Below are 13,419 nucleotides of genomic sequence, written 5' to 3'. Positions count from 1 at the left end.
TCGACCTCGGGCGTGCCGTGCCAGTCGCGCAGTGTGGGTCGTATCGTCGCGCTTAACCGACCGCTGTGGGCGCTTGCCGCCCGTCGCCCGGCGGTTTCGAAATGTCGCGGTCACTTCGGCGCTCCGGCACAGGTCAGGAGAAAAGTCGTCTGCCGTCCGCCTTCCTGTGTGGCACCTTGTCCGTCATGGAGCTCACGTCGCCCCGCAAGGCCGCCCCCGGGGACAAGGTCGCTGTCGTCTCGCCGTCGTTCGCCGCGCCGGGCTTCGCGCCCGCCGTGCACGAGCAGGCCATGGCGCGACTCGCCGAGCTCACGGGTCTGGTGCCGATCGAGTATCCGACGACCCGAAAGCTCGGCGCGACGCCGCAAGAGCGTGCAGCGGACCTGAACGCCGCGTTCGGTGATCCCGAGATCCGCGCGGTGCTGGCCACCATCGCTGGCGAGGACCAGATCACCGTGATCCCCCACCTCGACGCCGACCTGGCGCGGGCCGACCCGAAGCCGTTCCTCGGATACAGCGACAACACGAACCTGTTGAACTGGTTGTGGACCCACGGCGTGGCAGGGTTCTACGGGGGCTCCACCCAGGTCCACCTCGGCCCCGGGCCCGCCGTCGACCCGGTGCACGCTGCTGCGTTGCGTGCCGCCCTGCTCACCGGCGGGCGCCTGGAGGTTACCGAACCGGGCGAGTCCGAGGACTTCGGAAAGGACTGGCAGGACCCCGCGGCGCTCACCAGCTACGGCGACCGCGAACCCACCGAGCCGTGGACGTGGGCCGGACCCGAGCGGTCCGTCACCGGCCGCACCTGGGGAGGTTGCATCGAGGTGATCGAGTGGATTCTCACCGCTGGCCGGTTCCCCGCCGACCCGGCCGCTCTGCAGGGCGGCGTCCTGCTGCTCGAGGGCTCCGAACTACTCACTCCCGCTCGGGAGTTCGGCTGGATCGTCCGCTCGCTCGGCGAACGCGGACTCCTCGAGGCCCTCGACGCTGTCGTCGTCGCCCGGCCGCCGACCTCCTCCTTCGAGGTCCACCGCACAGCGGCCGAGCGAGCCGCCAAGCGTGCCGAGCAGCGCGACGCCGCTATCGAGACGGTGCAGCGCTACAACTCCGACGCCGTCATCGCCGTCGGCGTACCGTTCGGCCACACACGTCCGCAGTGGATCCTTCCCCACGGTGGCTCGATGACCGTCGACGGTGCGCAGCAACGGATCTGGGCAGACTTCACGTAGGAAGAGCTCCGAGCGGCGATCCCTGGGACGCTCACGTGCGAACATCTAGCGATGGGCACGGGTGATGAGATCGGAAGCGACCTCACTGGCGGCAACGTCAACGAAGTGGTGAGGGTCGGCGACACGGTCCGCCGCACCGCTGGGCCGTGGACTCCGACGATTCACGCGCTGCTCGCCTGGGTCCGCGCCCAAGGAGTCCAGGGCGTCCCGACGCCGCTGGGGGTGGACGATCAAGGACGAGAGGTACTCAGCTACCTGGCCGGTGAGACGGCGGGGTGGCCGGTGCCTGCCTGGGTGTGGGAGTCCGGGACCGCCAGGGACGCCGGGAAGCTGCTGCGGTCCTGGCACGACGCGACCCAGAACTTCTGTCTCACCAGGGCCGTGTGGCGGATGCCAGCCCATGAGCCGGCCGAGGTGATCTGCCTCAACGACGTCGCGCCCTACAACATGGTCCACGACGGCGAACAGCTGGTCGGCTTCATCGACATGGACATGGCTTCCCCGGGGCCACGGGGATGGGACCTCGCCTACCTCGCATACCGGATCTGCGGCTGGTGCGAAGACATGCCCGCACCCACAGACGGACCACCACCGGAAGCACGGCTGACCCACCTGCTCGACAGCTACGGGGCCGACGCTGCGCCGTCCGCCTCCGATGCACGGAGCGCGATGCGCCAGAGGCTCCACGAGCTCGCGGCGTGGACCGAGGAACACGCCCGCACGACCGGCGCGCACCATCTCCTCGAGCACGCGGCGATGTACAGGCGCGACGCGGCGCGCCTGTAGCCACAGACCGAACCGCACCGCGGCTTCTTGCTGCAGTCCTACACCTCGGAGCGATGCGCGCGCAGCACCTCGTCACCGGAACCGGACGCGTCGAGGTCCCGCCCCGTCGCGGTGACCTACCAGGTCCCGTGGCGTCCGCGACGTACTAGGTAGAAGGCGTGGTCATGCCTTCTGGAGTGCGCGAGGCTGGATGAAGCACGCTTCGATGAACAAGGCGGTCAGTCTGTTGGAAGCGCGCTCAGCGGATTCCTGTGGCATCGCCGCGAAACCTCGGTTGGCGTACAGCATCACGAAGACGTCGCCGGGCGAGAAGTCCTCGCGGAGACCGCCGCTCGCCTTGGCCCGACGGACAAGATCACCGAGCAGGTCGAGGGTTCGTCTGCGAAGCGCGTCGAACGCGGGCAACGCTGGCGCCTGACCGAGGAAGGCGTCTGCGAACGCACGGTTCTGGATCTGCTGCTTGGCCACCTCGTCAAGCAGCATCACCAGCCCTCGCCGAGGGTCGGTGTCGGCCAGAGCCTCCTCGACAAGGGTCGCGCATCCTTCGAGGTCGCCGGTGAAGACCGCCGCGGTCAGCGCGGCGCGGCTGGGGAAGTGCCGATACAGGGTCGCCGGGGCCAGACCGGCTGTGCGTGCGACGGTTGCCATCGGCGTATCAAGGCCTCGTTCAGCGAACACCTGCCGTGCGGCCGCCACGAGCCTGTCGTGATTTCGACGGGCGTCGCTCCTCGCCGCTCCCCGCATCTGCCCACCGTTCTGAGAGGTCCCGCTGCTGATCAGTCTCACTTCGACCGGAAACGGACGCCGTCGAACGTCTCGACTCCTACGGTCATGATCCACGATGACGAGGAGACAGACATTCCCATGAACGACATGCGCGCTGCCCGGTTCCACCAGTTCGGCGGCCCCGAGGTACTGCAGATCGACCGCATCCCTGTCCCAGAGCCTGCTGCTGGGGAGGTGCTCGTGCAGGTAGGAGCAGTCTCGGTCAACGGCAGCGAGCTGCTCGACCGTGCCGGTCGGTTCAGGCTCCTCACGGGCCGAACGACGCCTCGTCAGACTGGGCTCGATCTCGTCGGGACGGTCGTCGGGCACGGCATGGGGGAACCGACCCTCGCTGCTGGGCAGCAGGTCTGGGGCACCGTGCGTGAGAAGGGCGGTTTCTCCAGCGCCGCCGAGTACGTCGTCGTCCCCGAGGACCACCTGTCTGCTGCTCCCAAAAGCATCAGCGAGCTCGAGGCCGCCACATTGCTCGCCGGGGGCACGACGGGCCTTCGTGCCCTGCGAGATGAAGCCCGCATCAGGCGGGGAGAGCGCCTTCTCGTGCGCGGGGCCGCAGGCGGTGTGGGCAGCGTCGTCGTCCAGCTCGGCCGAGTACTGGGAGCGCATGTGACGGGACTGGCCCGACCTTCGAGCGCCGACTACGTGCGAGGGCTCGGTGCCGACGAAGTCATCGACTACGCGACCCCACCCTCGGATCTCCGACTCTTTGACGTGATCGTCGACGCGTCGAGTGCGGGCAGGCACCTTGCATACCGGAAGCGGCTCGCTCCGGGTGGCCGGTTCATCGCTCTCTCCGTCGACTTTGATCACATCGCCCGGGAGCTCGGTGCGATCGCGTGGTCCGCCGTCCACGGTCGCCAGCGTGTGCGGTTCTTCCGCGGCGCGCCGAGAACCGAGTTGCTGGCCGAGGTCGCCTCGCTCGCCGACCGGGAGGCCGTCCGTCCCGTCGTCGACACCGTCTACCCCCTGGCCTCCATCCGCGAAGCTCACCGGCGGCTCGAGTCGGGGGGCGTGCAAGGAAAACTCGTGATCTCGATCGCCTGACTGCCTCCATACCCCACTGTCGCCTGCTGGCAGGGTCGGGCCCCGCATCACGATGCGGGCCCTGACTGGGAGCCCTGGCGCAGCCGCTGCACTGGGTACAGGCGGTTCTGGTCAGAATATGGCAGCGCAGGCATCGGTGGCTCAAGAGGGAGGTTCGCCGCAAGCACTCAACTCAGACTCCGCGCTGAGAGTCCAGCCACTCTGCGGGGTTCCAGGCGACGGCCTGGGCGCCGACCGGAGCAAGGTCGAACCGCGGATTATCGCTCTGGAGCAGACAAATCAACCGATGGCCGAACAGCAATGCGGTTCGCGACTGGTCCGCAAACGGATCCGCCAACGCCTGCGCCGCGACGGGCTCCGTCGCAGCGAACGAGTCGTAGCCGGTCAGGACCAGCGCGAGGCCTATGGCATCAGCAGGCAGGCCGTAGTCCCCGGCCGCCACGTCGGAGAGACAGTCGTTCAGTGCGTCGAAGTTCCTGCGAAAGTGGCCGGGGAGTTCCAGCGCCACGGCAAGGGCGTCGAACATGGACGCCGCGTCGCACCATGCGTCAGCCTCGATGCGGACGACGCGGTAGCCGAGCGCCGACAGCCTGATGCACGCATCATCAAGTACCGCGAGATCCCAGTAGAGACTCACGGCCCCGTTCTGCATCAGGACGAAGTCGAACGGCGGAGTCGACTCCGCCGGGTCAAAGGCGGGCACGATCCAGTGTCACCCCGCTTTGAGTCCTCGCTCCGGTCGCCCCGCTTCACGCTGCCGTTCCGCCATGAGCCAACGAGCGCCCACCGCTCGCACACCACGCCGACAGCTGCCCGCCCAGCGTCACGCACCGAGGGACCTTGTAACAAACATGGAGGATCTTGCAACCTAGGTTGCACGTCGACACGACGCCGATAGCGTCGGGGCATGCGAGTCGTCGTGATAGGTGCCACCGGGAACGTCGGGATGTCCGTGCTGCGAGCGCTCGCCGCCGAACCGGCGGTGACGTCGGTCGTCGGGGTGGCTCGCCGGGTGCCCCGCACCGACGGCAGCAGCACCGTCACCCCACCGTTCGACACCGCCGAGTGGGTGCGTGCCGACCTCGCGGACGACGTCACCGTCGCCGAGCGCCTCGACGTGGCCGTGGCCGGTGCCGACGCCGTCGTCCACCTCGTCTGGGCGATCCAGCCCGCCCGCAAGCCCGACGTGCTGCACCACATCAACGTCGACGGGACCCGCGCCGTCGTCGACGCCGTCGTGCGCCAGCGCGTGCCGCACCTGCTGTTCATGTCCGCGTCCGGCGTCTACTCGCCCGGCCCCGCCGACGGGAGCCCCGTCGACGAGGACTGGCCCACCGGCGGCGTGCCCGGCTCGCCCTACGCCCTGGACAAGGCCGAGGTCGAGCACCTGCTCGACGACGTCGAGGACGCCGAGCCCTGGCTGACGGTGACCCGGATGCGTCCGGCGATCATGCTGCAGCGCGAGGCCGGGGCAGAGATCGGCCGCTACTTCCTCGGGCCGATCGGCAAGGTCGGGCTCAAGGTCGCGGCGGGCCCGCTGGGCAAGGCCGTCGGCGGGCTGCTCCGCGGCTGGCAGAGCGACGCACCGCCGCAGCCCGCCGACCCGCCGTTGTTCCCTCTCGTGCCGTTCCCCCGCGGGCTGCGCCTGCAGGTGCTGCACCCGGACGACACGGCCGGCGCCGTCCGCGCCGCGATCGTCGGCCGGCACCCCGGGGCCTTCAACCTCGCCCCCGACGGCGGGCTCACCGGGCAGGACCTCGCCGACCTGCTCGCCGACGGCCGCGTGCTCGAGCTGCCCGTGGGCCTGCTGCGGCGCGGGCTCGACCTGGCCTCCCGCGCCCGGCTCGTGCCGATCGACGCCGGGTGGCTCGACATGGCCGCCGCGAACATCGTCATGGACGCCTCGCGCGCCCGGGACCTGCTGCGCTGGCAGCCCACCCGGAGCCAGGGCGAGGTGCTCCTGGAGGTGCTCGGCGGGGTGCTCGACGGCGCCCACGCCGACACCCCGCCGCTCACCAAGTAGAGGTGGCCTGAGCTCCTACCCCTCGTAGGAGACGTCGAGGGTGATCTCCTCGACGGCCCCGAGCGCCTTGGACACCGGGCAGCCGACCTTCGCCGCCTCGGCGGCCTGGCGGAAGCCTGCCTCGTCGGTACCGGAGGCGTAGCCCCGCACGCTCAGCGCGATCTTGGCGATCTTCAGCCCACCGGCGGGGTCCGGCGTCAGCGTGACGTCCGCGGAGACCTCGACCTGCTCGGGCGTGGCACCGGAGTTGCCCAGCTCGCCCGAGAACGCCATGGCGAAGCAGGACGAGTGGGCCGCGGCGATGAGCTCCTCGGGGCTCGTCACACCCTCGGCGGCGTCGGCCGTGCGACGGGGGAACGAGACCGGGAACGTCCCGACCCCCGAGCTGCTCAGCTCGGTCTGGCCCGTCCCCTCCTGCAGGGTGCCGTTCCAGGCGGTGCGTGCGGTACGGGTGGACATGGAGTTCTCCTTCACGGGTACGGCAGGGACGTCCCGACCGTACCCCGCCCTCAGGACGAGGTCGTGTCCAGAGCCTCCTCCGCCACGGCGAGCACCGACCAGGTGTTGCCCGCGGCGTCGCTCAGCTCGTACGCGGGCAGCAGCATCACCGAGCCGCCGTCGTCGTGATGCTGGGTGAGCCCGAGCCGGGCGTCGGTGATCACCACGTCGGACACGGGCCACGGCAGGTCGCTGCCCGACGACGGCGGCGCCGGCGGCGCGCTCGGCTCGCTGCCGTCCTCGTCCTCGTAGCGTTCCTCGAGCATCACCTCGGTCCCGGCCGCGTACGTCACCGGCCACGACGAGCCCCCGAACCGCGGGTCACCGAGCCGCTCGACCGCCTCCGCCGCGCTGACGACGGGGTAGTCGCCGAGCGGGACCGTCTCGGCGAGGAAGCCGTCGAGCCACGACACGCCCGCGTCGCCGACGGTCGCGCTCCAGGACGAGCCGGTGCGCTGGCCGTCCACCACCTGCTCGGCCGTCACCCACACCGCACCCTCGTCGGAGTCGTCGGGGGCGTCGAACACGAAGCCCTCCGGGTCGACGCCGACCCTCTCCATGAGGTCGCGCACCTCGTCGACCGCGTCCTGCGGCGAGATCGTCAGAGCGGCGGGCTCGCCGCAGTCCGCGGGCAGGATCATGTCGTCCGTGCCGCCCTCGGCGTCCTGCTGCCGCGTCTCGGCGGCCAGGTCGTCACACCGCCAGGGGTCGGCCGCCGGGTCGTTGTAGCTGAAGTACGCCGTCCCGTCCGCCGAGAGCCAGATGCCGGCGCCCTGGCCGTCACGCGGCCCCACGTGCCACGCACCCCACTCCCAGCGGGGCTCGCCCTCGACCCCGAGCGCCTCCGCCAGCCGGGCCGCGCCCTCCGCGGTGCCGACCTCGCGGGCGTCGTAGGCGTAGGCCGTCGCGGCCCCGGCCTCGCCCGACAGCCCGCGGGCGCTGAACACCGCCCGACCGTCGTACCAGCCGGGCAGCCCGATGTCCGTGGTCGCGGCGTCGCTCGCACCCTCCTCGGTGGCACCGGCAGCGCTGTCCGCCCCCGACTCCGCGCCGGCCCGGCCACCACCGAGAGTGATGGGAGGCAGCGCCTGGTCCGCCACGCGGTCACCGGCGACGAGCATCTCCCCCGCACCGGAGGCCCCCAACGCGTACCCACCACCTCCGAGAGCCACCGCCCCGGCCACGCCCGCCGCCACGAGCCACGGTGTCCGCCGGCGGGACCGACGGACGGACACCTCGTCGCCGCCCGGCGGCACGTCCTGTGCGGGTGCGGCGGCCAGCGCGTCGGCCTTGGCTCGCAGCACCTCCGCCCTCGGCTCGGCGTCGGCGGCAGGATCTGCTGCGGCGAGCCGCTGGTAGGCCTCGTCCTCGGTGTTCATCACGGCCTCCTCGGGTCGCTCTCGGTCTGGCACCCTGCTTGTGTCGTCACGCGCCGCCACCTTGCGCTCCACCGGCGCTCTCCGGCGTCCCGGCCGCGACCGCGCCGTCGTCGTCGGCCTGCTCCCAGGCGTCGCGCAGCCTCGACCGTGCCCGGCTCAGCGCGGCGTCCGCCCCGCCGCGGGTCACCCCGAGCACCTCGGCGAGGTCGTCCCCGCCGAGCCCGTCCCACGCGACCAGCAGCAGGATGCGGCGGTCGCGCGCAGAGAGCAGGGCCAGCGCCGCCCGGACCCGGTCGTCGACGACGGCGAGCGCGGCCGGGTCGACGTCGTCCGGCTCGTCAGGGACGACCGCGACCGGCAGGGCGCGGTGCTTGCGGCGATGGTTGGCCAGCACGAACCCCGCCGTCCGGTAGAGCCAGGGCAGCTCCGCACCGTGCGGGACGTCCGTGCGCCGTCGCCAGGCGGTGGCGAGCACCTCCGCCGCCAGGTCCTCCGCCTCGTCCCGCGACCCGTCTCCCCCGGGCAGACGCCGCAGGAAGTACCGGTGGACGGCCACCGCGTGCGCGGCGAACAGCGCGTCGAACCACGCGTCGTCGTGGTGGGTCGCCTCGTCGGGGGTCACAGTGCCTCCTGCGATCGGTGGTCGCGCCCCGACAGGATGCCGGAGCCCGGCCGGACGCCGCCGGCCACCTGCACTATGTCCCGGCTGCACCCGGTCTTGCAGGCTCGCCGGTGTTTCACCCCCGGATGCACTGACCTCTCGGTCAGCCGACGACGTACTCTGCGGTCATGACCGTCGAGGCCAGCGGTACGGCAGGTCCGCCGGCAGCTCGTCCGCGTCGCCACGTCCTGCGCTGGGTGCTGCTGTCCATGGTGGTGCTCGTGGTCGCCACCGCCGTCGCCGCGGTCGTCATGGTCCGCGAGGCGCTGATCGCACGCGACGCCCTCGAGGAGGCTGCCGTCCAGATCCCCGCCGTCGAGCAGGCCCTGCGCGAGGGCCTGATCGACGGCCCCGGCGGGTCGCTCACGGACTCGCCCGAGCTGGCTTCGCTGCAGGAGCAGACCACCGCCGCGCGCGACGCCACCGACGGGGTCCTGTGGGACCTGGCCGCCTTCCTCCCGGTGATCGGACCCTCGGTGGAGGCGGTGCAGTCCGTGGCCGCCGCGCTCGACGACGTCGCGGACGAGGTGCTGCCCGCCCTCGCAGCGACCGGCGACGCCGCGGCCGCGACCACGCGGACGGAGGACGGCGGGATCGACCTGTCGACGCTGGCCGCGGTTGCCGCACCCGCGTCGGACGCCCGGCAGGCCCTCGACGTCGCCCGGGCGGACCTGGACCAGATAGACCCCCAGGAGATCCGCCCCGAGCTCGTGGACCCGCTGGTGACGCTCCGGTCCCGGCTCGACGTCCTCGCCGGGCTCGCGGCGACCGCCGAGCGTGCCACCACGCTGCTGCCGCTCCTGCTGGGGGCGGACGAACCGCGCCGCTACCTGCTGCTCGGACTCAACAACGCCGAGCTGCGCACCGCCGGCGGCATCGTCGGTTCGCTCACGCTGCTGACCGTCGAGGACGGCCGGGTGACGATCGACGACCAGGCGTCCAGCGGGGAGGTCGGCCCCTTCGACGAGCCTGTGGTGGCGCTCGACCCGGAGGACGAGGCCGCGTACTCGGACCGCCTCGGGCGGTTCGTGCAGGACGTGACGGCCACCCCGCAGTTCCCGACGACCGGTGAGATCGCCGCCGAGATGTGGTCACGGGCCAGGGGCGGCACGGTCGACGGCGTGGTCGCCACCGACCCGGTGGCGCTGTCGTTCCTGCTCGAGGCGACCGGTCCCGTCCAGGTGCCCCTGCCGGCGGACGTGGCCGCCGCCGTCGGTCTCGACAGCCTGGAGGTCGGTGCCCAGAACGTGGTCGACCTGCTGCTGCGCCGCGTGTACGAGACGCTCCAGCCCGAGGACGCCGACGCCCTGTTCGCGGCGGTGGCCGCCGCCGTCTTCGAGACCCTGGCCGGCGGCGACGTCGACCCCGCCACGGTCCTGCCCGCGTTCGAACGGGCTGCCCAGCAGCACCGGTTCGTCGTCTGGTCGCCCCGGCCCGACGAGCAGGACCTGCTCACCGGCACCCTGATCGCCGGGACGTTCGACGCGGAGCGGGCGGCGGACGCCATCGGCGTCTTCCTCGACGACACGCGGGCGGGCAAGATGACCGCCTATCTCGACGCCGAGATGGCGCCGGCCTCGTCCGTCTGCACCGGCGAGGTCCGGCACGACACCGTCGAGGTGACCCTGACGAACACGCTCGACCGTGCCACCGCCCGCGAGCTGCCCTTCTACGTCGCCGGCCCCGAGGACGCCCCACGCCGCGGGACCATCGAGGTCAACCTCACCGCTGCCGGCGTCCAGGGCGGCCCCGCGCCCACCCTGACCCGGGACGGCACGCCCGTCGGCGGCTCCACGCTGACCGTGGGCGGGCGGGGGAGCACGTCGGTCGCCGTGACGCTGCGGCCCGGACGCAGCACCACGATCGAGGTCACGGCGCCCTCCTCGGCGGCGGCCGCGCGCGGTGCGGGTGCCGGCCGGCCCGGCACGCTCGAGGTGTGGTCCACCCCCACGATCAGCGCGGCCGGGCTGCGCGTCGTCGACGTCCCGTTCTGCGGGTGAAATCGGCCGTCCGCCCGCTTTCACCCGGACCAGCCATACCCGCTACGACCCGCCGTGGCTAGCGTGAAAGTCGCAACCACGCGGCAGGCCGCAGCCTGAGGCGGACGGCGAGACCAAAGGGGACGGACCCATGACTTCGGCACCACGCGCGCGGCGAGGCGCACTGCTGGCGCTCGGGCTGAGCACCGTCGTCGTGCTCGGCGGACCGAGCCTCGCCCTGGCCGACACGGAGGACGACCCGGCCGAGAGCACCTCCGGGTACCCGGAGGAGCCCGAGGAGAACCTCCAGCTCGAGATCCTCGACCCGATCTGCGACGGCGACGTGCCGTACCTGCAGTACGCCGCCGTCGTCGAAGGGCTCGATCCCGCCCCCGAGACGGTGACGATCACGTTCGTCAACCCGTCGGGCAGCGACTACGTGCTCGCGGACCAGCCGTTGTCGGGGCGCGTCCTGTGGCCCGGTGCCGAGGTCGACGGCTCCGGGAACCCGGTGGACTGGCCGGGGTGGAGCCTCGTCGACGGCGAGTGGGTCGTCGGGGACGAGTGGGACTGGGTCCGGCCCTCCGTCGAGGTCCTCTTCGAGGTGAACCCGACGGTGAGCCGGACGGTCGCCTACCCGCCGTCGTCGCCGAGCTGCGACACGAACCCGCCGGGGTCCGAGGAGCCTGCGATCGACGTCGACGTGCTGACCCCGGTGTGCGTGGACGGGGTGGCCTATCTCGACTACGGGGTCACCGTCGACGGCATCCCCGCCGACACCGTCACCCTCACGTGGAACAACCCGGACGGCGAGGACTTCGTCCAGGCCGACCAGCCGCTGCGCGGACGGGCACTGTGGCCGGGCGCCTACCCGGAGCGGTTCGTCGAGCTGTCGGCCGAGGACGGCTGGGAGCTCGTGAACAACATGTGGCAGAACACGCGTGACTTCGGCTGGGCCGTCGGGACGATCGACGTCACCTTCGGGGTCAACCCCGATGTCACGGTGCCGGTGACGTTCCCGACGGACACCTCGGGCTGTGTCGACGAGGGCACGCCGCCCGGGACCGCCGTCCCGCCGGGCGCCGCGGTCCCGCCCGGGGACGGGTCGGCGGTCCCGCCGGGAGGCAGCGCGTCATCGGTGACGTTCCTCCCCGAGACGGGAGCCGACATGCTGCGCCTGGTCGCCGTGGCCGTCGGGCTGCTCGTCGTGGGGGCGGGGACCGTGATGGTGGTCCGGCGGCGCCGCACCACCACCGACGCCGACTGATCGGACCGAGGGGGCCCCCAGCTGCTGCTGAGGGCCCCCTCCGTGCGTCCTGGCGACGTCAGCAGGCGCCGAGCTCCGCCCAGACGCCCCACTCGCCGGTGGTGCCGGGCTCCTCGCCCTGCGTCCACCACTTGGCCCGCCACTCGCGCCCGTCCCACGAGACGACGTCGCCCCCGGTGTAGACGCTGGCGCCGGCCCAGGCGGCGCTGGCGCAGCCCGGGTCCGTCGGGTCAGGGTCCGGCGTCGGGTCAGGGTCCGGCGTCGGGTCAGGGTCCGGCGTCGGGTCGGGGTCCGGCGTCGGGTCGGGGTCCGGCGGGGTCCCCGGCTCGACGGGTCCGGCGGGCCCGCTGAACAGACCGGCGGCGACGGCGTCGAGCAGGTGCGCGTCCTCGTCGCCCGACAGCTCCCACCACATGGCGCCGCCGAGGCCCTCGTCACGGATGTACGCCGCCTTCTGCGCGACGGTCTCGGGGGTGTCGAGCGTCCACCACTGGTTGCCGTCGTAGCGCCACGCAGCGCCCACCTCGGCGTCGTAGTACCCCGTGCCCAGGCTGCGCAGCACGTCGTAGTCCTCGTTGCCCGCCTCCCACGTGCCGGGGGCGGCACCGGACGCGGTGCCCCACGGCTGCGCGGACGTCACTCCCTGCCAGCCGCGGCCGTACATCGCCATCCCGAGCCCGAGCTGGGCGGGGTCGATGCCGGCTGAGACGTACTCACCGACGGCCTTGTCGACGGAGAACTGCCGGTGCGCGGGGCGCGGGTCCGCCGGGTCGTCGAAGAGGTTGAGCTGGTGACCCGTCAGCGCGGGGTCCCAGGCGCCGTGCAGGTCGTAGCCCTGGACGTTGCCGAAGTCGAGGGAGTCGAAGATCCGGGGATCGTTCCACCCGCCCGCCGCGATGTCCTCCGGGTTGGCCGGCAGGAAGGCGCTGAGCAGGTAGTCCTTGCCCGTCTGCGTGCCGTAGTCGTCGAGCTGGGACCGGAACTCCTCCAGCAGGAGCCGGAAGTTCTCGGCGTCGTTCTCCTCGTCGACGTGGTTGCCCTCCAGCCCGCTGTTCGTCCCGGGCCACTCCCAGTCGACGTCGATGCCGTCGAAGACGCCGGCGGCAGCGCCGGGGCCGCCCCGGCCGTCGATCGTCGGCAGGTTGCCCTTGAGGTACAGGTCGATGCAGGACGAGACGAACTTCTGGCGGGACTCGGGCGTCGCCGCGGCACGCGAGAAGTTCTTCGACCACGTCCACCCGCCGAGCGAGATCATGACCTTGAGGTCGGGATGGATCTCCTTGAGCTGCTTGAGCTGGTTGAACGACCCGGCCAGGGGCTGGTCCCAGGTGTCGGCCACGCCGGCCACGGAGTTCGCCGCCGTGTAGCCCATGCCGAAGTCCGCCCAGGCGTCGCCGGCACCGTCCGACCCGTTCGGCCCGGTGCCCTGGGCCTTGTTGGCGATGAAGCACTCGAGGCTCTGGTGATGGATGTTGCCGAAGGAGTAGTTGATGTGGGTCAGGGTCTCCGCGGCGCCCGAGGTGACCAGGTCCTTGACCTGGAAGTCGCGTCCGTAGACGCCCCACTGGGTGAAGTAGCCGACGTTGCGGAAGCCGTTGATCGCGCTGTCGCCGGACGACGACGGCGCCGCGCTCGCGCTGCTGGCGACGGCGCCGAGCGCCCCGGTGAGCGCGATCGCCGTCCCGGCGAGGGCCGCCGTCAGCCGGCGCCCTCTGCGTGCTGGTCTGGACATGGTGCCTTCCTCTCTGCGGGGCCCGACTGCTCTCTGCC

General features: G+C 72.1%; 12 protein-coding genes. 6 read left to right on the top strand and 6 right to left on the bottom strand.

What is annotated here, in order from left to right; translation table 11 throughout:
• The first annotated feature begins 185 nt into the window (after window positions 1-185).
• Window positions 186-1,229: a S66 family peptidase gene (locus tag HDG69_RS08880; RefSeq protein WP_171783440.1), complete on the top strand. Its 1,044-nt coding sequence runs from the start codon at window positions 186-188 to the stop codon at window positions 1,227-1,229.
• Between the two features lie 51 nt (window positions 1,230-1,280).
• On the top strand, window positions 1,281-2,015 hold the full coding sequence (locus HDG69_RS08875) for an aminoglycoside phosphotransferase family protein (RefSeq protein WP_171783439.1): 735 nt from the start codon (window positions 1,281-1,283) through the stop codon (window positions 2,013-2,015).
• A 162-nt stretch (window positions 2,016-2,177) separates the two neighbouring features.
• Here the strand turns inward: HDG69_RS08875 and HDG69_RS08870 are convergent, their stop codons facing one another.
• A complete protein-coding gene (locus tag HDG69_RS08870; RefSeq protein ID WP_281360163.1) occupies window positions 2,178-2,759 on the bottom strand; it encodes a TetR/AcrR family transcriptional regulator in 582 nt (193 codons plus the stop codon).
• A gap of 87 nt (window positions 2,760-2,846) precedes the next feature.
• On the opposite strand from HDG69_RS08870, the gene HDG69_RS08865 reads away from it, so the two are divergent.
• Window positions 2,847-3,842, top strand: coding sequence for an NAD(P)-dependent alcohol dehydrogenase (locus HDG69_RS08865; protein WP_246256396.1), 996 nt, complete (start codon window positions 2,847-2,849; stop codon window positions 3,840-3,842).
• A 172-nt stretch (window positions 3,843-4,014) separates the two neighbouring features.
• Here the strand turns inward: HDG69_RS08865 and HDG69_RS08860 are convergent, their stop codons facing one another.
• Window positions 4,015-4,545, bottom strand: coding sequence for a barstar family protein (locus HDG69_RS08860; RefSeq protein WP_216645438.1), 531 nt, complete (start codon window positions 4,543-4,545; stop codon window positions 4,015-4,017).
• Window positions 4,546-4,749: 204 nt separating this feature from the next.
• On the opposite strand from HDG69_RS08860, the gene HDG69_RS08855 reads away from it, so the two are divergent.
• Window positions 4,750-5,865 carry an NAD-dependent epimerase/dehydratase family protein gene (locus tag HDG69_RS08855; RefSeq protein WP_171783437.1) on the top strand — a complete coding sequence of 372 codons (1,116 nt, stop codon included), beginning with the start codon at window positions 4,750-4,752 and terminating at the stop codon, window positions 5,863-5,865.
• A gap of 15 nt (window positions 5,866-5,880) precedes the next feature.
• On the opposite strand, the gene HDG69_RS08850 is transcribed toward HDG69_RS08855, so the two are convergent.
• Genes HDG69_RS08850 through HDG69_RS08840 form a run of 3 tightly spaced genes read right to left on the bottom strand, consistent with a single transcriptional unit; the run spans window position 5,881 to window position 8,364 of the window.
• Complete coding sequence (locus HDG69_RS08850) at window positions 5,881-6,324, bottom strand: OsmC family peroxiredoxin (protein ID WP_171783436.1); 444 nt, start codon at window positions 6,322-6,324, stop codon at window positions 5,881-5,883.
• 50 nt (window positions 6,325-6,374) lie between these two features.
• Entirely contained in the window at window positions 6,375-7,742 is a 1,368-nt protein-coding gene (locus tag HDG69_RS08845) for a hypothetical protein (protein ID WP_171783435.1), read from the bottom strand.
• Window positions 7,743-7,788: 46 nt separating this feature from the next.
• Window positions 7,789-8,364 (bottom strand): sigma-70 family RNA polymerase sigma factor, encoded by a 576-nt coding sequence (locus HDG69_RS08840; protein ID WP_171783434.1) that lies wholly within the window; start codon window positions 8,362-8,364, stop codon window positions 7,789-7,791.
• Between the two features lie 167 nt (window positions 8,365-8,531).
• On the opposite strand from HDG69_RS08840, the gene HDG69_RS08835 reads away from it, so the two are divergent.
• Both HDG69_RS08835 and HDG69_RS08830 read left to right on the top strand, forming a co-directional pair.
• Window positions 8,532-10,403 (top strand): DUF4012 domain-containing protein, encoded by a 1,872-nt coding sequence (locus HDG69_RS08835; RefSeq protein ID WP_171783433.1) that lies wholly within the window; start codon window positions 8,532-8,534, stop codon window positions 10,401-10,403.
• Window positions 10,404-10,533: 130 nt separating this feature from the next.
• Window positions 10,534-11,649: an LPXTG cell wall anchor domain-containing protein gene (locus HDG69_RS08830; protein WP_171783432.1), complete on the top strand. Its 1,116-nt coding sequence runs from the start codon at window positions 10,534-10,536 to the stop codon at window positions 11,647-11,649.
• Window positions 11,650-11,707: 58 nt separating this feature from the next.
• On the opposite strand, the gene HDG69_RS08825 is transcribed toward HDG69_RS08830, so the two are convergent.
• Window positions 11,708-13,381 (bottom strand): glycosyl hydrolase family 18 protein, encoded by a 1,674-nt coding sequence (locus tag HDG69_RS08825; RefSeq protein WP_171783431.1) that lies wholly within the window; start codon window positions 13,379-13,381, stop codon window positions 11,708-11,710.
• Between the last annotated feature and the right edge of the window lie 38 nt (window positions 13,382-13,419).

Source organism: Isoptericola halotolerans, assembly GCF_013149785.1.
GTDB classification, from domain to species: domain Bacteria; phylum Actinomycetota; class Actinomycetes; order Actinomycetales; family Cellulomonadaceae; genus Isoptericola; species Isoptericola halotolerans.
The sequence above is the reverse complement of the archived record's forward strand: the minus strand, read 5'-3'. Positions and strand labels throughout refer to the sequence as shown.

Bases quoted from the DNA above. Each gene is read 5' to 3' on its own strand.
- HDG69_RS08880 (WP_171783440.1), top strand. From the start codon at position 186: ATGGAGCTCACGTCGCCCCGCAAGGCCGCCCCCGGGGACAAGGTCGCT.
- HDG69_RS08875 (WP_171783439.1), top strand. From the start codon at position 1,281: ATGGGCACGGGTGATGAGATCGGAAGCGACCTCACTGGCGGCAACGTC.
- HDG69_RS08870 (WP_281360163.1), bottom strand. From the start codon at position 2,759: ATGCGGGGAGCGGCGAGGAGCGACGCCCGTCGAAATCACGACAGGCTC.
- HDG69_RS08865 (WP_246256396.1), top strand. From the start codon at position 2,847: ATGATCCACGATGACGAGGAGACAGACATTCCCATGAACGACATGCGC.
- HDG69_RS08855 (WP_171783437.1), top strand. From the start codon at position 4,750: ATGCGAGTCGTCGTGATAGGTGCCACCGGGAACGTCGGGATGTCCGTG.
- HDG69_RS08850 (WP_171783436.1), bottom strand. From the start codon at position 6,324: ATGTCCACCCGTACCGCACGCACCGCCTGGAACGGCACCCTGCAGGAG.
- HDG69_RS08845 (WP_171783435.1), bottom strand. From the start codon at position 7,742: ATGAACACCGAGGACGAGGCCTACCAGCGGCTCGCCGCAGCAGATCCT.
- HDG69_RS08835 (WP_171783433.1), top strand. From the start codon at position 8,532: ATGACCGTCGAGGCCAGCGGTACGGCAGGTCCGCCGGCAGCTCGTCCG.
- HDG69_RS08830 (WP_171783432.1), top strand. From the start codon at position 10,534: ATGACTTCGGCACCACGCGCGCGGCGAGGCGCACTGCTGGCGCTCGGG.
- HDG69_RS08825 (WP_171783431.1), bottom strand. From the start codon at position 13,381: ATGTCCAGACCAGCACGCAGAGGGCGCCGGCTGACGGCGGCCCTCGCC.